Source organism: Variovorax sp. OV329, from assembly GCF_900114785.1.
Classification (GTDB): domain Bacteria; phylum Pseudomonadota; class Gammaproteobacteria; order Burkholderiales; family Burkholderiaceae_C; genus Variovorax.
Map to the genome: position 1 here is coordinate 100135 of NZ_FOUG01000011.1, position 18750 is coordinate 118884.

Annotated in this window: 13 protein-coding genes; 7 read left to right on the forward strand and 6 right to left on the reverse strand. The window is 68.0% G+C overall.

Annotated elements, in window-relative coordinates:
• Window position 1: 1 nt before the first annotated feature.
• On the reverse strand, window positions 2–6796 hold the full coding sequence (locus tag BM345_RS18755; RefSeq protein ID WP_139237557.1) for an autotransporter outer membrane beta-barrel domain-containing protein: 6795 nt from the start codon (window positions 6794–6796) through the stop codon (window positions 2–4).
• A gap of 578 nt (window positions 6797–7374) precedes the next feature.
• Here BM345_RS18755 and BM345_RS29755 point away from each other — a divergent pair.
• Window positions 7375–7806: an IclR family transcriptional regulator gene (locus BM345_RS29755; RefSeq protein WP_139237558.1), complete on the forward strand. Its 432-nt coding sequence runs from the start codon at window positions 7375–7377 to the stop codon at window positions 7804–7806.
• Window positions 7807–7830: 24 nt separating this feature from the next.
• On the opposite strand, the gene BM345_RS18760 is transcribed toward BM345_RS29755, so the two are convergent.
• Entirely contained in the window at window positions 7831–9336 is a 1506-nt protein-coding gene (locus tag BM345_RS18760; protein ID WP_175545059.1) for a CoA-acylating methylmalonate-semialdehyde dehydrogenase, read from the reverse strand.
• 37 nt (window positions 9337–9373) lie between these two features.
• Window positions 9374–10720 (reverse strand): omega-aminotransferase AptA, encoded by a 1347-nt coding sequence (locus BM345_RS18765; RefSeq protein ID WP_093381934.1) that lies wholly within the window; start codon window positions 10718–10720, stop codon window positions 9374–9376.
• 106 nt (window positions 10721–10826) lie between these two features.
• Between BM345_RS18765 and BM345_RS18770 the strand changes: the two genes are divergently transcribed.
• A complete protein-coding gene (locus BM345_RS18770; RefSeq protein ID WP_093381936.1) occupies window positions 10827–11750 on the forward strand; it encodes a LysR family transcriptional regulator in 924 nt (307 codons plus the stop codon).
• A gap of 459 nt (window positions 11751–12209) precedes the next feature.
• On the opposite strand, the gene BM345_RS18775 is transcribed toward BM345_RS18770, so the two are convergent.
• Window positions 12210–13250, reverse strand: a complete 1041-nt coding sequence (locus BM345_RS18775; protein ID WP_139237559.1) for a hypothetical protein — start codon at window positions 13248–13250, stop codon at window positions 12210–12212.
• Window positions 13251–13702: 452 nt separating this feature from the next.
• Between BM345_RS18775 and BM345_RS30785 the strand changes: the two genes are divergently transcribed.
• From BM345_RS30785 to BM345_RS30575, 4 genes are all read left to right on the forward strand, one after another.
• A complete protein-coding gene (locus BM345_RS30785; RefSeq protein WP_302847579.1) occupies window positions 13703–13834 on the forward strand; it encodes a hypothetical protein in 132 nt (43 codons plus the stop codon).
• 433 nt (window positions 13835–14267) lie between these two features.
• A complete protein-coding gene (locus tag BM345_RS18780) occupies window positions 14268–14450 on the forward strand; it encodes a nuclear transport factor 2-like protein (RefSeq protein ID WP_093381942.1) in 183 nt (60 codons plus the stop codon).
• A gap of 11 nt (window positions 14451–14461) precedes the next feature.
• Window positions 14462–14731, forward strand: a complete 270-nt coding sequence (locus tag BM345_RS30570) for a hypothetical protein (protein ID WP_254789804.1) — start codon at window positions 14462–14464, stop codon at window positions 14729–14731.
• A complete protein-coding gene (locus BM345_RS30575; protein ID WP_254789805.1) occupies window positions 14731–14895 on the forward strand; it encodes a hypothetical protein in 165 nt (54 codons plus the stop codon). The genes BM345_RS30570 and BM345_RS30575 overlap by 1 nt, the downstream gene beginning before the upstream one ends.
• Before the next feature lie 16 nt (window positions 14896–14911).
• Here the strand turns inward: BM345_RS30575 and BM345_RS18790 are convergent, their stop codons facing one another.
• A complete protein-coding gene (locus BM345_RS18790; protein ID WP_175545060.1) occupies window positions 14912–15961 on the reverse strand; it encodes a helix-turn-helix domain-containing protein in 1050 nt (349 codons plus the stop codon).
• 144 nt (window positions 15962–16105) lie between these two features.
• Window positions 16106–17443 carry a lipase family protein gene (locus BM345_RS18795; RefSeq protein WP_093381944.1) on the reverse strand — a complete coding sequence of 446 codons (1338 nt, stop codon included), beginning with the start codon at window positions 17441–17443 and terminating at the stop codon, window positions 16106–16108.
• Window positions 17444–17684: 241 nt separating this feature from the next.
• Between BM345_RS18795 and BM345_RS18800 the strand changes: the two genes are divergently transcribed.
• Window positions 17685–18734, forward strand: a complete 1050-nt coding sequence (locus tag BM345_RS18800; protein WP_093381945.1) for an FUSC family protein — start codon at window positions 17685–17687, stop codon at window positions 18732–18734.
• The last annotated feature ends 16 nt before the right edge of the window (window positions 18735–18750 follow it).

Here is an 18750-nt window from a genome sequence, read left to right on the forward strand (position 1 = left end):
GTCAGAAGAGGTAGTTCACCCGCAGGACGCCTTCGTTGGAACGGTAGCCCGAACCGAACTGGCCGCCGTACTCGGCGCGCAACTGCAGGTTCTTCTTCACCATCAAGTCCACGCCTAGGCGCACGTTTGCCAGGGCGGTGGGCGCACTGGCCGCCGTGTTGAAGCTCTGCACGCCAGGCACCGCCCCTTGGAACTGCGCGTCCGCGCCCCACTCGTTCTTGTCGTGCACGGTGGCGCCCACGGCCGCATAGGGCCGCAGCGTCATGCCGTTGTCCATCTCGACGCGACCACCGACCTCCACCATCGGGGAAGCGGAGAGCATCGTGTCGCTGTTGCCGTTCACGTTGAGGCCCAGTGCACCAGCACCTTGTTCGCTGTAGCTCCCGGTGTGCATGCGCACCGCATGCAGGTCCAGGTAGGGCTTGAGGTACCAGTTCTGTTGCGGGATCAGGTAGGCAATGCGGGAGTGCAGGCCGTACTGCGTGAGGTTGAAGCTGCCGGTGGCTTGCGCTGCATAGCCAGGGAAGGCGATGTTGCGCGTGGTGTCGTAGTTGCCGTAGCCGAAGTCCGCGGCGCCCGAAATGGTCCAGTTGCCGATCTCTCGCTTGAGCACCATGCCCACCGCGCCGCCGTTGCCGTCCACGCTGCCCGCGCCGGTGGAACTGTTGAGGTCCTCGTTGTCGTACGCCGCGCTGGCCCCCAGGAACCAGCCCTCGGCGATCTGCTTCTGGGCGCCCACCTGCACCGAGTGCGTGCCGGCGCTGTAGTTGGCGTGCTGCGATCCGCTGGCGGTGGTGCTGTTGTCGATGATCCGGCCCCAGACGCACTCGCGCTCCTTCATGTCCGTCCCACTGTCCTGATCGAAGGTGGGGCAGGAGTTCATGCGCTCGACGAAGGCGTGGCTGGCGGCCAGGCGCGAGGTGCCCACAGCCTGCTGGGCTTCGTTGCCCAGGCTGGTCAGGGTCGCCTTGTAGGTTGCAGGGTCCTGCACGCCCGCGGCCAACTGGGCAAGGGTGCCGCCCAGGCCCCCTGAGCCCGCATTGAAGTTGGCCTGGAGGTGATCGGCGACCGATTGGGCATTCTTGCCGAGGCCCGAGGCGGCGGCATCGAAGCGCGCCTGCGGCGTCACGAAGATCGACTGCTGGGCCGAGCCGTCGGCCGCGGTGGTGCCGGCGCTGGAGATCTGGTAGTGCACCAGCATCGGGTCGACCGACTGCAGCTGCGATGCGTCGAGTTGGCCCTTGACGTCCATGACGTCAACGGTCGTGGGCGCCAGGCGCGTGGGGCGCATCTGGATGGCGCCGGCCAGGTGCGCATCGCCATCGACCGTCAGCCGGTCCGAAGTGCCGGCCACGTGATCGCTGTCGATCACGATGCGGCCGGTGGAACCCTGTACCAGCTTGCCGGTGACTTCGGTGACCGCGCCTGCCGTGCCGACGCCGCCGACCTCCACCTTGCCGTCGTTCTGCACCACGTCGGCACCCATGAGGCTGCCGGTGTTGAGCGTGCCGCCCAAGCGGTTCAGCACGCTGCCCGAGCTCGAGCCGATCTTCAGGTTGACGTTGCCGTTGACGATGCCGGTGCTCAGGTTGTCCAGGGTGGTCGTGCCGGCGGCGCTGCCCACCGCCAAGCCGGTGCTGGTCGCGGAAATCGTGCCCCCGTTCGTCACCGTGTTAGTCCCCGTGGCCTCGACATAGACGGCGCCAGCCGATTGGCCCTGGCTCTGCACCGAGGCGTACGGGCCTACATTGATGGTGGCGTTGTTGCTGCCGTTGCCGCTGCTCTGGGCGTAGACGCCCCAGGCGCCCGCGCCGCTCGTGCTCACCGTGGCCGAGTTGCCGAGGGTGACGTTCACGTTCCCGGTGCAGTTGTCCGAGCTGCAGCCGGTGTAGTTCGTGCTGCCGGCAAAGCTGTAGCCGGGGTTGTCGGCCGTGCCGCCCAGAATGCCGCCGCCGCCGCCCAATGTCTGTGCCAGTACGCCATGTGCATTGGCGCCAGTGGTGGCAACCGTGTTGAAGGCGCCCACGTTCACCGAGACGTTGCCGCCCTGGCCGCTTTGCTGATTCGGGTTGGCTTTCAACCCGCCGGCGGTGGCCGTGCCCAGCTGGACATGGCTCATGTCGCCGATGAGGCCGCCGCCTCCGCCGATGCTCTGCGCCAGCACGCCCACCGCGCCCGCGCCGCTGGTGGTCACGCTGTCGAAGCTCCAGTCCGTCAGCGACACGTTCACGCTGCCGCCGTTGCCGGTTTGCTTGGTGCCGGGGAAAAGCTTGGCAAGATCCACCGAGGGTGTCGCGCCCGAGAACACGCCGCCGCCGCCGCCGATACTCTGTGCCACGATGCCGTGGGCGTTGGCGCCGGACGTTCCGATCGCGTTCCAGAGCCCACTGCCGTTGCCGTTGCCCACGTTCACATTCACCGTATTGCCGTTGCCGCTGGAACCGTTTGCATCGCCGATCGTCAGCGGCAGCAGGGTCGTGTTCTGAATGCCGCCCCCGTTGCCGCCGCCTTTCGCGTCCGATTGGGCGCTGGTGGCGACCATCAGGCCACCGCCGCCGCCGATGCTCTGCGCCAGCACACCGATGCTGTTGGCGCCCGAAGTACGGATCGTCCCTTGACTGCCGAGCTTCTGGTTGAGCAACACGGTGGTGGCGCCGCCATCTCCAGCCGCACCGCCACTGCCGCCCAACGAGAGATTGATCTGCATGTTGTTCTGCGAATCGGTAGACGCCGACACATCGCTGGACAGCAGGTGCGCAGTGCCGCCACCACCGCCGACGCTCTGGGCGAGCACCGCGATCGATTCGCGTTCCTGCGTGCTGATCGAGCCTTCGTTGTCCACCGTCACGCTGCCGCCCGAGCCGCCCGCACCGCCGGAACCGCCCAGCGTGACGGTGAAGTCTTTCAGTGCGCCGGCGGACGCTGCTGTCGCACCGCCCTTGCCACCGCCGCCGCCCACGCTCTGGGCACTGATGCCATAGCTGCTGACCCCGAGGGTGGCGATGCTGCCGGTGTTCGTCACCTGCACCGTGCCGCCGGCGCCGGCGCCCGCTCCGCTGCCGCCCACCGTGAGCGCGCCGCTCGTGCTGTCATCGCCTGAGCCACCGTCGCTCGCGCTGCCCGAGAAGCTGCTGGCACCGCCCACGCCGCCGCCACCACCAAGGCTTTGCGCAAAAATGCCGTCGGACTTGTTGCCGTTGGTCTGGATGCCACCGCTGTTGATCACCGAGACGGCGCCGCCCGCTCCCCCGACGCCGCCCTGGCCACCCAGCGTGGCATTGAGCTTCAGGCTGCTGGCCTGGCCGTCGCCATCATCATCGTCGCGCAGTGTGCCGGTCGCGGCGTCATCGTCGCCACCGCCGAGGGCTGAGCCGAGTTTCGTCACGCTGTTGACCGCGCCCCACACCTTGCTGCCCACGCTGTACACGTTGTCGGCAACCTTGGTGACGCCGCTCGTGTCCACGCCCAAGCCGCTCTGGATCGAGTTGCTCATCTGCTGGAACACCTGCTCTGCGTTCGGCGCACCGCCCGTGGTGGAGGTGCCCTTGCCGGCCTTGCCGCCGCCGCCGCCGATGCTTTGCGCGAGGACGGCGTCCGCTTCGGCGCCCTGGGTGAGCAGATTGCCCTGGTTCTGCACGGTCACGGCGCCCGCAGTGCCGCCGCTGCCGCCGCTGCCGCCGACCGTCACGGATGCCGAGATCGAGCCGCCGTTGGCCTTGGCCACCCCGCCGCCGGAGGCACCGCCACCGCCCGCCAGGCTTTGCGCAAAGATCGCGTTGGCGCCGTCGCCGGCCGTGGCGATATTGCCCAGCGCCTGGTTGTTCACATTGACCGCGCCTGCGATGCCGCCCTGGCCGCCCGAGCCACCCACGGTGACCGAGCCGGTGTAGCTGTTGTCGCCAGACCCGGCCGAGGCGGACGAGTCGCCCGCGCCCCCTGTGCCGCCGCCGCCAGCCACGCTCTGCGCGAAGACGCCATAGGCGTCGGCGCCCATCGTGAGCACCAGGCCGTTGTTGTTGATAGTGGCCGACCCGGCCGTGCCGCCGCCGCCGCCCTTGCCGCCCACGGCGACGCTGACGCTGACATTGGTGCTGTCGCTGTTCAGGCCATTGGCGTACGAGGAGGCGGTGGAGTCGCCGCCATTGCCGCCGCCGCCGCTAAGGTTCTGCGCGATGATGCCGATCGAGCCGGCGCCGGCGGTCGTCACGAGGCCGTTGTTGTTCACCGTGACCGGGCTGTTGCTTTGGTCGCCGCCGGCGCCGCCGCTGCCACCCACGCTGACGCTGACGGAGGTGGTCGGAATTTCCGGATCGCCACCAAGTGCTGCGGCCGTGGCCAGTGCCGTACCCCCCTGGCCGCCGCCGCCGCTGATGCTCTGCGCTTTCAGGCCGTAGGAATCCGCCCCATAGGTCGATACTTGCCCTGCATTGGTGAGGTTAACCGCGCCGCCTTGGCCGCCGTTGGCTCCCCTGCCGCCCAACGCGAACGACGTCGAGATCTGCACCCCGGCGTCGATCGCCACGGCGGCGCCGCCGTTGCCGCCGCCGCCGCCGACGCTTTGCGCGGCGATGCCGCCCGACTGCGGGCCCAGCGTGGTGACCAGGCCGTTGCTGTTCACGTTGACCGCGCCGCCGTTGCCGCCGCTGGCGCCGTCGCCGCCGATCGCCAGCGATACACCCGTGCCCACGGCGACCGCGTTGCCGCCGATGCCGCCCGCGCCACCAACGCTCTGACCCTGGATGCCGATGGCTGCGTCGCCGTAGGTGATCACCGTGTCGTTCAGCACCGCTGAATTGGGATCGCTCGACAGCAGGCCGAGCGTCACATTGCCGCCGTTGCCGCCGCCGCCGCCATTGCCGCCGATGGCGACGCCGGTCGTGCTCGAAAGGGCATTGCCTCCCGCGCCACCACCACCGCCGATGCTTTGACCGACCATGCCGTAGGATCCGGTGCCCTGGGTCGTGACAGTGCCGTTCTGTCCGTTCACATAGACCGATCCGCCGTCGCCTCCGTTGCGCGCCGGCCCGGCATAGCCGAATACGCTGGCCGCATCACCGCCGCTGCTGCCCATGCCGCCCAGGCTTTGCGTCAACACCCCGTTCACGAAGCTGCCCGTCGTGCTGACCGTACCGTCGATGGCCGCGGTCGCCGTGTTGCCGAGTCCACCCTTGCCGGCGCTTCCGGCGGCACTGCCCATGCCGGCACTGGCATCGCCGCCCGAGCCGGCCGTGCCGCCGCTGGAAACCACGTACACACCAGCGTGCACCGCATCCGTGAGCGCATTTTCGGCGCCTTGCGTGGTCACCGAAGCGTTGTCGAGCAGCGTGACGCTGGCGGTGCCGCCGTTGCCGCCGTCTCCACCCTTGCCGCCAGCGGCGTAGGTTGCGCCGACGGCCACGGCGGCATCGCCACCGCTGCCCCCTGCGCTGCGCGCCACCACGCCAAAGCCTGATGAGCTGCTGCCGGTAGTGACGCTCGTAGGCCGCGTGGTGCCATCGCTCGGCGTCGCGCCGATGACGACGGTAGCCGACGCGGCAGCGCCGCCGTTGCCGCCGTTGCCGCTGGTAGAGGTGGCGTTGCCAAAGTCGCTGGCGCCGCCGCTGCCACCGTTGCCGCCGAGGGATTCGGCCAACAGGGCTGCGATGCCGTTGCCAACCACTTGCCCTCCGGATTGCAGATTGACCGTGACATTGCCCGCATTGCCACCTTGTCCGCCCACGCCGCCGGCGGAGACCTTGGCGTTGCCCGCCGCGCCCCCGTTGCCGCCAGCGCCGCCGGTGCTGCTGACGAGCGCGCCGACTCCGGCGCCCTGGACGCTGCCCTGGTTCTGGCCGCCGGTGGCGTTGTAGATGGTCAGCGTCGCGTCCGGGGCATTGCCGCCGGCGCCCCCGTTGCCCGCCGTGGACGACGAAGGCGCAGCAGACGAGTTGCCACCATTGCCCCCGCTACCCGCAGTCGCAAACATGTCGATGCCGTCGGCCTGGGACGATGTGATGGAACCGGTCACGGTCGCGGTCATGCCCTGGCTGGAAGATCCGCCGTTGCCGCCCGTGCGTCCCTGGCTTTCGGAGATGCCTCCGTTGTCGTTCGTGCCCGTGCTGCCGACGCCGCCCAGCGCGTTGAGCGAGGCGCCGGTGCCGGCAGTGGAGATGTTGCCGCCGATGTTGGCCGTGACATAGGCGCTGCCCCCGCCATCGCCGGAGAGTGCGCCAAAGTAGCCAGCGCCGCCATCGGTTCCCGAAGAGATCGAGCCCCCGCCCTGCGAGAGGACATACAAGCCCGGTGTCGCGGGATCCGTGCTGTTCACCGTACCGGCGTTCATCGTGACGCTCACCGGGCCGCCACCGCCTCCGGTGCCGTCGTGGCCGGCGCCGCCGATGGATGCGCCGACGCCGGCGCCTCCCCAGCCGCCCGAGGAGGTGAAGCGAAGGAGGCCGCCCGCATTGCTGCCCTGCGCACTGACCGCTGGGCCGACCGTGACTGTGACCTGGTTGCCTTGGCCGCCGTTGCCGCCGTTGTCGCCGTCGCTGCTGCCCTTGCCGCCGTCGCCGGCGACGGTTTCGAGCTGGATCGCTCCAGTGCCGTTGACGCCGGGCGCCGCGGTCAGTGTCTGGGTATTGGTGAAGGTGCTGACAATGGGCTGACCCATGCCGCCGGCGTCCCCGTCACCGGCCGTCGGCGTCAGATAGATGATCTGGCAGGCCGTCGGCGCGCCGTTCTGGCAAGCCGGGCCGGTGTCGGCCAGGGCCGCGACCGGCATCAGCGCGAACGGAGCGCCCAGGGCGAGTGCAAGCACTCGATTCAGAGGCCGGGCTGCGATGTGCGCCGGAGGTGGGAAGCAGTTCGAAGTCATGGCATTCCGGTGGGTGTGAAGGAGATGCCGTGAGGTTATTTTTCGTCGGGGCTGCGCTGTTCGACGTGCGTCTCAAATGACCACGCCGTATGCCAGCCGAGGCCGAGGCGGCGCTGATGAGAGTCGCCTCCACTTGGCGAGCGCATACTCGGGAGGACTTTTCATTCGTGCCGCGCAATCACGTCGCCGTGATCAGGAAGTGCTGTGGGCCGCCGACCGCCGATCCAGGCTAGGTCGCGCCGCACGCGACAGCCTCGACCTCGAAGAGGAAGTCCTCTTTCACCAGGCGATCGATCACGCAGATCGTGTTCGGCGGAAGGCGTCTACCCGGTCCGGATCGAACTCGTCGCCAGCGCCGTACCGGATGTATTCGCGTGCCCCCACCGTGCCATCCTGGACACCGGCCGCCGTGGCCAGGGAGTTGCCCGGCACCCACAGCCAGGCGTCGCCTGCGCCGCCTGTACGACACCCATGCCGACGACCCATGGCGCGCGCGCATCGGTGCGACCTGGGAAGAGTTCGTGGCGACCAACAACGCGGTGCGGCGCGCGGGCTACTACGTCGCTCGTGACGAACTCGGGGCCAACATCACAGGCATCTCCGCCCCTGTCCTCGGCGAACAGGGTGATCCGCTTGGAGCCCTGGTGATGACATTTGCCTCCGATAGTCCGCCCTGGATGGGCGAGGAGACGATCGCCAAGATCACGATGCAGCATGCGCAGCAAGCTGATCGCCGCGCTGTAGGCATCGTGTCCGGGCCGCCAAGACGACATGTGCCTTTGGGTGTGCTCGGACATCGTCGGATCCGGTGCGCCAGAAGCTGTGCGAGGGTTCACATATCGGTGCTGTCCAGGAAGCATGGCGTCAACGGCGCATTGATTCATGCGCCGTTCGCGACCGTCTCGGCCGAAGTGCTCAACGCGCACGCGAGGCGGCAGACGGTTTGCGCCTGACCTCAGGTGAAATTCCGGAAGGCTTCACTTCGCAACCGGCATGGTGAACTCGGCGCCCTTGCCGATGCTCTCCGGCCAGCGCTGCATCACCGACTTCTGCTTGGTATAGAAGCGCACGCCTTCCTCGCCGTAGGCATGCATGTCGCCGAACAGCGAGCGCTTCCAGCCGCCGAAGCCGTGCCAGGCCATGGGCACCGGGATCGGCACGTTGATGCCCACCATGCCCACCTGGATGCGGCGCGAGAACTCCCGCGCCACGTTGCCGTCGCGCGTGAAGCACGAGACGCCGTTGCCGAACTCGTGCGCGTTGATCAGATCGACCGCCTCTGCCAGGTCGTGCACGCGCACGCAGGACAGCACCGGCCCGAAGATCTCTTCCTTGTAGATGCGCATCTCGGGCGTGACGTGGTCGAACAGCGTGCCGCCCATCCAGAAGCCGTCGCCGCAGCCCGCGCCGGCCGAGTTCGCGTCGAAGCCGCGGCCGTCCACCAGCAGCTTCGCGCCTTCCTTCACGCCCTGCTCGATGTAGCCGGTGATGCGCTGGTGCGCCGCGCGGGTGACGATGGGGCCCATCTCGGCCGCCAGGTTCTCGCCATCCAGCACCTTCAGCGTCCTGGCGCGCTCCACCAGCTGGGGCAGCACCTTGTCGGCCGCGTCGCCCACCAGCACCGCCACGCTGATGGCCATGCAGCGCTCGCCGGCCGAGCCGTAGCCCGAGCCGATCAGCGCGTCCACCGTCTGGTCGATGTCCGCGTCGGGCATCACCACCATGTGGTTCTTCGCGCCGCCCAAGGCCTGCACGCGCTTGCCGTGGCGCGCGCCGGTCTCGTAGATGTAGTTGGCAATGGGCGTGGAGCCCACGAAGCTGATCGCCTTGACCTCCGGGTGCTCCATCAGCGCGTCCACCGCCACCTTGTCGCCCTGCACCACGTTGAACACGCCGTCGGGCAGCCCGGCCTTCTTGAGCAGCTCGGCCATGAGCAGCGAGGGGCTGGGGTCCGTCGGGCTGGGCTTGAGGACGAAGCAGTTGCCCGCGGCGATGGCCACCGGGAACATCCACATCGGCACCATCACCGGGAAATTGAAGGGCGTGATGCCCGCCACCACGCCCAGGGGCTGGCGCAGCGTCCAGTTGTCGATGCCGGTGGAGACCTGCTCGGTGTAGTCGCCCTTGAGCAGCTGCGGGATGCCGCAGGCGAACTCCACGATGTCGATGCCGCGCGTGACCTCGCCCTGCGCGTCGGTGAACACCTTGCCGTGCTCGGCGGTGATCAGGTGGGCGAGCTCGTCGCGGTGCTGGTTGAGCAGCTCCAAAAACTTGAACATCACCCGCGCGCGGCGGATCGGCGGCGTGTCGGCCCAGGCCCGGAAGGCGGCCTGCGCCGCGGCCACGGCCGCGTTCACATCTTCCACGGCGCCCAGCGCCACCTTGCCGGTGACGCGGCCGCTGGCCGGGTTGGTCACGTCTTGCGTGCGGCCGGAGGTGTTGGGGGCCAGGCGGCCGCAGATGTGGTGTTCGATGTTGTTCATGGGAATTCAAGGAAGAAATGGACGGCGTGCGGGGGCGTCAGGGTTGGTCGCGGAGCGCTTGGGCCAGCGTGTCGACGAGCGCGTCGATCTCGGAGCGCTCCGTCCCGAAGGGCGGGGCGAACTGGATCGTGTCGCCGCCACAGCGCACGTAGAAGCCCTTTTCCCAGCAGCGCATTGCGATCTCGTAAGGGCGCCGCGCCGGCTCGCCTGGCCAGGGCGCGATGCTCAGGCCCGCGGCCAGGCCATAGTTGCGGATGTCCAGCACATGCGAGGCGCCGCGCAGGCTGTGCACCGCCTCCTCGAAGTGAGGTGCCAGTTCCCGTACGCGCGCCGGTGCATCTTCTTGCTCCAGCAAATCCAGCGTGGCCAGGGCTGCGGCGCATGCCACCGGGTGCGCCGAGTAGGTGTAGCCATGCGGGAACTCCACGTTGTAGTCGGCGCCGCCCGCATCCATGAAGGCCTGCTGGATGTCCGAACGCGTGACCACGCCGCCCATGGGCACGACCCCATTGGTGACCTGCTTGGCGAAGTTGAGGATGTCGGGCACGACACCGAAGGCCTCGGCGCCGGTCCACGCACCGGCACGGCCGAAGCCGGTGATGACCTCGTCGAAGATCAGCAGGATGTCGTGTCGGGTACAGATCTCGCGCAGGCGCTGCAAGTAGCCTTGAGGCGGAACGATGACCCCTGCTGAACCGGAGAAGGGCTCGACGATCACCGCGGCGATGTTGGATGCGTCGTGCAGCGCAATCAGCTCGAGCAGTTCGTCGGCCAGTTCCTTTCCGTGGCCGGGCATCCCGCGGCTGAAGGCGTTGGCCGGCAGCAGCGTATGGGGCAGATGGTCCGCGCTCACGCCCTCGCCGAAGAACTTGCGGTTGCCGCCGATGCCGCCCACGCTGATGCCGCCAAAGTTGACGCCGTGGTAGCCCTTGGCGCGGCCGATCAGGCGGGTCTTGGAGGGCTGACCCTTCACCCGCCAGTAGGCGCGGGCCATCTTCAGCGACGTGTCTGCCGCTTCGGAGCCGGAGCCGGTGAAGAACACGCGGTCCAGCCCCTTAGGCATCCTGGCGGCGATGCGTTCGGCCAGCATGAAGGACAGCGGGTGGCCGAACTGGAATGCCGGAGCGTAGTCCAGCGTGGCCGCCTGACGCCCGATCGCCTGCACGATCTCCGGGCGCGCATGGCCCAGTCCGCAGGTCCAGAGGCCGGAAAGCCCGTCGAAGATCTGCCGGCCGTCTGCGTCCATGTAGTAGCTGCCTTGTGCCTGCACCAGTAGGCGCGGGTTTTTCTTGAACGCGCGGTTGCCGGTGAACGGCATCCAGTGCGCATCCAGTTGCGCCTGGGTCGGCGTGCGAAGGTACGATGGCAGATCGTTGAGGTCCATGATGGGTGGCAGGTTGGAGTGGAGGGTCGCGATGGATTCTGCGTAGCGCCTGCGCGCCGGTAAACTGCAACGTCTCCATCTTCACGTTCGTTCGGCTGAAACATTCATGGTCAAGAAGGCGCTGCTCGGACAGGTCGGCGACACGGACATCCGCCTGCTGCGCATCTTCAAGGCGATCGTCGAGTGCGGTGGACTTGCCGCGGCCGAACTCGAACTGAACATCGGCCGCTCCACGATCAGCCGGCACCTGAAGGACCTGGAGGAGCGCATCGGCCTGGACCTGTGCCACCGGGGCCGCGGTGGCTTCGCGCTCACGCCCGATGGCCGGCAGGTCTACGATGCCGCGGCCCGCCTGCTGGCTGCAATGGAAGACTTCCGCGGCGAGGTCCGGGAACTTCACGCCGAGCCCGTCGGCACGTTGTCCATCGGGCTGTTCGACAAGACCGTGACCAACCCGCAGGCCCGCATCGCCGAGGCCTTGCGCCATTTCCGGCGCGACGCCCCCGAGGCGCTGGTCGACGTGTTGGTCGGCACGCCGAGCGACATCGAGGCCGGCGTGATCGAGGGGCGGATCCATGTGGGCGTGATCCCCGACCATCGGCGGTCCGACCGCTTGCGCTATGCCAACTTGTTCGGCGAGCAGATGCGTCTGTACTGTGGACGCCGGCACCCGCTGTTCGACATGTCGCACGCGGGGCTGTCTATGAATGACCTGCAGGATTTCGACTACGCAGGCTTGGGCTTTCATTCGCCCAATCTGGAGGCTAGCCAGCGCTTTCACATGCGGCGAAAGGCGACGGCCACCGACCAGGAGGCCGTGGCATCGCTAGTGCTTTCCGGCTGCTACGTGGGCTTCCTGCCCGATCACTACGCGGAGCGCTTCGTGGATGTAGGCGCGATGCGGCGCATCGAGCAGCCGCAATGCCGGTACGAAGTGCAGTTCGTGGCCATCTCGCGCCTATCGCCCCCTCCGCCGCGGCTGGCATTGGCCTTCCTGAAGGCCTTGACCCAGGCGCACGACGGCGGCTAGCTGTTGAGTCTCGGGAGGTTGTTCACACCCGCAATGCGGGTGATGGGCGGCTGATGGTTGCTATGGGCCGGAGGGCCGAGCGCCGATTCGTAGGTGAAGCGGGCGGGCTCGGGCTAGTTGCCCAGGACCGGATAGGCTTGGCACCACCCGATGTCGGCGCACATGCTTTGGGCTTGCGCGTGTGTCGCTTGGCGGATGCGTTGCAGCAGCATATCGCGCACAACTGGCGAGAAGGCAACTCCAGCACTGCCTTGTCGGGGATGGGCAACCCACAGGCGAACGTCTCCTCCAACTTTCGCCTATCGGTTGCGTCTGCCGGGCCTCGCGCTTAGGCATAAGTTGACAGGCCTTCGACCGCCCCTGGGGCCAAGACAAGGCAATGAGCGCGTCATCGAACATGGCGACCGCCCGTGCCCCGCCACGCCGTCCTATCGGAAGGCGGGCAGCGATCGCGCCAACCTACGCGAAGCCGATGTTTGTGCCTCGGGAGAAGAGATCGAAGTGGTATTGGGTGATCGGCAGCAATCCCAGGCCGAGATGCAAGGTTCCCTGGCGATCTTCGCTGTCGTCGACCATCTCGTTGTAAGAGTGATTGCCAGGAAGGCGAGCCAACTCGCGGTTCAAGGAAACGCCCAGTTCGTGCACGATCGAATAGCGGTCGTCCATGTTGAGGATCGACTCGAGCATCCTGACCCCCTGCGTTGGCCGCCCACGGACGCCATCGATCGACCGGATGATCCCGTTGCCGATGGTTAATCTGACGGGTGCGGCAGCATCGATGCCTGACAGGCCCTCGAAGATGCGGCACTGGCTGCTCCGCACGAATGGCAGGTAGCCCGCGTTGACGATGTTCGGACCGTTGAGGATGAGCTCGCCATCGAGCTTCAGCGTTCCTTGGGCATCGAAAGCGATCGTCCGATCGATGGTGGCAGGGGACACCTCGATCTCGCCGCATGGGTAGGACTGCTTGACCCCGAGTTCGGCGTAGCCGCCAACTTCGAGCCAACGCTCGCGGCCGACCTCAGTGGCGCAACGATAGACCAGTTCGGTCTCGCAGGTACGATTGACGAACCGCAGTTGTCCGGAGACCTCAAGCTTGCTGAAAAAACTGTCCACGCGCTCATCGAAGTCTTGCGGGTTGGTCAGATACAGAGATTCGACGTATTGGGGCAGAAACTCGGGCGGTACTCCGGTCGAGAAAAGTGGAATCTCGATGGCCCTGGTGGTTCTGTCCATTCCTTTCCAGATGGGGGCGTCGCGTTGAATCACCGGGAGCGAACCGTCATTGACGATTACTAGGACGTCATAGTTCTTTTCCTGCAGTAGAAGGCGTGCTGCCGAGGATTCAAAAACCTGAACTTCGCTGTGTAGATAGCAATGCGAATGGCAAAGATCAAATCGTTCTAATATGTCGCGACTCAAAAGGCAACAGAAGCGGCGCTCGCTACGATCGATATTTTGGAACGATCGAATTTTGTCGGGGTCGATGCGGATTTTCATGGTTGTCTAATCCTGCTTCTCAGACGAAGCGAGCCGGCGCTCGGCGGCCGGCTCGCCAGCAAAGGTCAGCCAACCCACAGGGGCTGGGTGAGCTCGCTGTCGTTGCGAACGCGCTCAATTTGAGTCTTGTTCATGATGGTTTCTCCAATAAAAGTGATTGACAAATTTCAGAATAACGCGGACGGCTTGTCATTCTGTTCGTGTCGCGCAGTTTTGGCGACGGAGTGAATTTATGGCTTGTTCCTTAGGGCAATCTGAAATAATTCTTCATGTTGTGCAAAAGACGTTCCATCAATAAATGAGACGCGCAATAAATTCTGTAGGCCGCTTCATTGCTACGTCAAACCCAAAGCAAAAAGTAGGCGTGAGCGCCGGGCGAGAGCCAGCGTCATCCGCTGGCATGCGTTGGTGCAGCGCTGTTGGGTGTCACCAGTGCTGTCCGTGGTGATCCCATGGAAGGCGAGGCCATTGACATGGTGGTCGAAACCGGCCACTGGCCCTTCGTCACTCCGATCGCGATGCCGACCATCGCTGGCCGGGCCGGTCTCTCGGATCGCGGATGCGAAGCGCATTCGCTCGGATGATGCCGGAGAGGTGAAGCAGTACCAGGGACCGGTCTTCTTCCACTGGCGCACGGTCAACGCCTTCGCACGTGACGAGGGCGCCGCGCGAGCGTCGATTGCTCGCGCACCGCGATGCAGCAGGGGCACCCCGGGGCATCCAGTTGGGATGCGCGCGCAACCAGCGCGCACCCTGCTCTTCCTACGATGCTGCCATCAAGCTCAATCACACCTGCATCCCATGTCCTCCCACTCCATGATCACCGGCGAGTCGGTGCGTCTTTGCGCACCTCGAGCACGGCTACGACGCCTTCTTCTCCCGCGTGGCCGATGAAGTCGACTGGACCGTCCACCCATCTGGTGGCCGGCTACTTCGGCACCAAGCGGGTTCATCGCAGCGACGTTTGCACGCATCGCGAAGACCCTCGAAGGGGGCACGCAGCTTCGCGTACTGCACTTGCTCACCGACGGCACCTCGGCCGCCGTCGGGATGCAGTTGATGGCGACCGCAAGAACGGCATGCGCTTCGACAATCGCTACTGGCTGGGTCGCCCGTTTCCAGGACGGCAAGATCGTGCATATGCGCGCTTATCTCTATTCGACACTGATCCAGCGCCTGTTCGGCGGGAACCCCGGCTGACGCGGACTGCCATGGCCCCGGCATCACGCAGCGCCGACTTCCGGCGCGTCGGCGTGCACTACGCGCCGCACCACATCGGCATACCGACCGAGGTGCCGCGCGCGCAGGAGCGCTACGCCGCCCGGGTGGGCACGTACACCAGCGACGACCTGTCGGGCGCGCTGCCGATCCAGCGGCACCGCTTCGACGAGGATTCGAGCCTGCAACCCCTGCTGCGCAGCCAGCCGCACCTGGCCTACAAGGTCAGCGACCTGGATGCGGCCTGGCCGGCCACGTCGTAATGCTCGGGCCCTACGAGCCGATCCGGGACTTCCGGGTCGAGGTGATCGACAACGCCGGCGTGCCGGTCGAGCTGATCCAGAACGGGTTGTCGGACGAGGAGATCTGGGGCCGCGCGCGCTCGGGCCGCCAGGCCCTCTACGAAGAACCCGGGCGTTCCAGCTGAACGGGCCTGGCCGCGCTCAGGCCGCGACCTGCATCAGGTCGCCCAGCCAGCCGTGCAGGCGTTCGCCGCGGGCGGCCGCGGAGCCGGCGATGACGGGACCGCGCTGTGCCACCTCGCGCGCGCTGTAGCCGTACTGCTCGCGAAACGCGGTGCTGAAGTGCGCCGCGCTCTTGAAGCCGTACTCCTCGGCCAGGCGCGCGATCGACTGGCCGGAATGGCCGCGCGCCAGCGCCTCGTGGATGCGCGCCAGGCGGCGCTCCTTGATGTACTGGGACACCCCGCCCACCGGCGTGAACACGCGATACAGCGTGGAGCGCGACACGCGCAGCTCGCTGCACAGCTCCGGCGCGCCCAGGTCCTCCTGGCGCAGGTGCTGCTCGATGAAGCGGCGCCCGCGGCGCAGCAGCACGCTTTCCATGGCCGGGCGCGCGGCCTCCATGTTCTCGGGCGAGCTGGCGATGCTGGCGGCCACCAAGCTGACGGTCGCGCGCGACAGGCCGGGGATCTCCTCCAGCGTCGCGTCCGGCAGGTGCTTGAGCATGCACGACAGGTGCTCGTGCAGCAGCTGCGCGCAGGGGTTGTCGGGCGAGATGCCGTGCAGGTCCATGGGACGCGGCAGGGCCTCGTCGAGCTGGTCGCGCGGGATGAACATCACCAGGCTGTCGGCCGCCGAGACGTTGGACTCGGGGCGCGCCATGTCGGTGATGACGAAACGCCCGGGGGTCAGGCGCGCCTGGCGCTCGCCGGCATCGCAGTCGAACTGGCCCGAGCGCAGGAGGATCAGGCGGTAGTGGTCGAGCTGGTCGGCGCGCAGGTTGCGCTCGCGGCGCATGCGCACCTGGGTGGGACCGAAGACGCCGTAGCCGAAGAGCAGGCGGTCCATGCGCCAGACCTCGGAGTCCACGTGGAAGGACTCGTTGGCGGCGGCATCGCTGATCTCCAGGTCCCAGCTGGGACAGAGGGACTCCTGCCAATAGGCGAGGGCTTCGCGGGACTGCAGCTGGCTCGACTGGAAGCGCAGGCTGGGGATGCGCCTGGCGGCGAAGGGGACGATGGCGGTCGACATGGCAAACGGCTCGCTTCTGCGGCCGCCTCGAGCATGGCGGCCTTGCATTCTTTCCAAACCGGCGGCTCGTGGAGCGCTGGGGAAGCGGTCTGCCTCCGCAGGTGCTGCGCCTGGACCGATGCCTCGCATCGATAGGGGTAAATGCTAATAAGCGGGCGGCTGCGAAGTTGGTCCGGGCGTTCCAGTTCTTGTCTGTTCGTCCCAATCCGTCCCACCGGTCGAGACATCCGCTGCCGGGCCGGGGTCGGACAGCGCCGCGCAGTCGTCCGGGGCGGGGCTTCCGGCGAAGCGGGCTGCCATCCATTCCACGGCCGCCTCGGCGCTGTCGCGCGCGATGAAGCCGTGCCCCGCGTCCGGCAGCACCAGCAGGCGCACCCGGCCGCCGGCCGCACACTGGCGCGCGGCATACATCCGAGTCACCGAGAGCAGCACCAGGGTGTCGGCCGAGCCCTGGGTGAGCAGCAGCGGCACGCCCGGCGGCAGCGGGCCGGGACTGTTCTCCAGGAGCAGGCTGCGCCAGGGCTCGACGCGGGTGATGTCGGGGACGGTGAGGAAGTGCTTCTGCAGCCCGCGCTGGGACACCATGCGCAGGGCCATGTCGAAGGCCGACTCGATGCACTCGTGCGCCAGCGCATCGACCGCCGGCATGGCCAGCGGATCGACCAGGCCGTCCAGCGGCAGGCCGAAGGTCCGCGTCCAGGACCAGAGCGTCATGGCCGTGAGGTTGCGCCCGCCGACCGTGCGGAAGTCGGCGCGCAGCAGGGTCTCGAGGTCGGTGGCTGGTGCGGCGGCGGCGATGCCGCGCAACTGCAGGTCGGGTGCCTGGCCTGCGGCCATGAGGCCCGCGAAAAGGGCCGCCTGCCCGCCCTGCGAATGTCCCCAGACCTGATAGAGCCGCCCCGCCTGTGCGGGCCGGAAGTCGCGCGCGGCCCGCACCGAGTCGAGCACGGCCGCGCCCTCACTGCGACCCACCAGGTAGGGATGCGGGCCCCGCGTGCCCAGGCCGGGGTAGTCGGTGGCCACCACCACCCAGCCGCGTGCCAGCATGTGGGGCAGGCCCTCGATGCCGCGGAACACGCCCAGAGCCAGCGATGGCGCGCAGCGCGGCACGATGCCGCTGGTGGGATGGGCCCATGCCACCACTGGGCGGCCGCCGGCGGGCGCGGGGCCGTCCGGCACCACGATCACCCCGGACACCGCGATGGGCTCGCCCGCCAGGCCGGTGGAGCGGTACAGGATGCGCCAGGCCCGCGAACCCTCCGGGGCGCCGCCCATGGGTTCGGCGCGGATCATCGAGCCCCGTGCACCCTGCGCCTGGGCCGGCAGCCAGTCGTAGAAGGAGGCGCGCGCGCCGGCCGCCGCCGTGCTGCTCCAGGCGGCCGACAGCAGTGCGCCGAGGACGAGCAGGGTCAGCGCCCCGGCGAAGGCGCAGAGCTGGCGCCGGCCGGGACGGCGCGCTGGGCGGAACCTGGAATCTGGCATCGCGGGAAGACGGTCGTGTAGAAGGGGGAAGGGTGTCGGGCGACTTTACGAACGCAGCCCCCGCGCTTGTTGCTCCGCCGTCCCATCCGTGGCGCGTCCATGCCAGCAGCGGCACCCCCTGACACGCGCGGAACGGAGTTGGGACCGGTGCGCAACGCGGCCGAGGAGGGCCTTCCTACGATGGCTCCATCGCCTCGTCCAACGTTCCCGCGCCTGTGAACGGCAGGCCGCCGCCCCTTCGATGACGCTCGCGCCACTGCAACTCGACCTCCGCCGCACCACCCTGTTCAAGGGTGCCCGCATCGTTGCGAGCTACGGCATGGCGGCCGTCCTGGCCCTCGCGCTTGCACGGTTGCTGGGACTGGGTCCGCAGGAGCGCGAGCTCACGCTCATGCTGGCCGCCAACATGGCCTTGTGGGCCTGCGTGTCGGAGGCCGGGCGCTCGCGCCTGCACGGCGCGTGCCTCTTGGTGCTCCTGTGCGTGGCCTTCGTCCTGGGGGCGGGCAGCTTCGCCTGGCTGAGCGGCCTGCTCACCCATGCGGGAGTCGTCGCTCCCGAGTTCGCACTCCTGATCGGCGCTGCAGCGGTGGGCGGCTTGCGCCGGTTCGGCAGCGCCGGCGCCGGCGTCGGCTCGCAGTTCTACATCGGCCAGATGCTGGCCTGGAGCCTCGGACTTCGTGCGGACCACCTGGCCCTGCTGCTCGTGGCCGGCCTGGCTTCAGTCGGCGCGGCGCTGCTGGCCCGTGGATTGCTCACCGAATTCATCCCGCCGCAGGCGCCCGCGGCGCCCGAGCCGCCGGGGCCGGACACGCTGACGGCCATCGAGATGGGCCTGCAGTCCGGGTGCGGCGCACTGCTGGTGCTGGCGCTGGACGCGCTCGTCGGCCTGAAGGAGCCAGCCTGGGCCGTGACCGCCTGTGTCTACGTCATCGCCGGCTCGCCGGCGCAGACGCTGGCCCGCGGGCGCCAGCGCATGGTCGGCACGGTCGTCGGGGTGGCACTGGGGCTGGCCGCGCTGCCGCTGGTCTACCGCGCGCCCTGGCTGGCCTGGGTGGGCTCGGCGGCAGCCATGATGCTCTACACGACTGCGCTGGCGGCCCGCTATGACCTGGCCTGCGGCGCCTTCGCGTTCACGCTGATGGTGACGCTGGCCGCGCAGGGCGAGCATTCGCTGGCCGTGCTCGCCGCGCGCGCGTGGGAGACGCTGCTGGGGGCAGCCATCGCGATGATTCTGGCGCGTGTGCTGCGTGTGCTGCGCGTGCGGCGCGCGGCGGGCGAGGCCGGGCCGTAGGCGACTTCATCTGCCC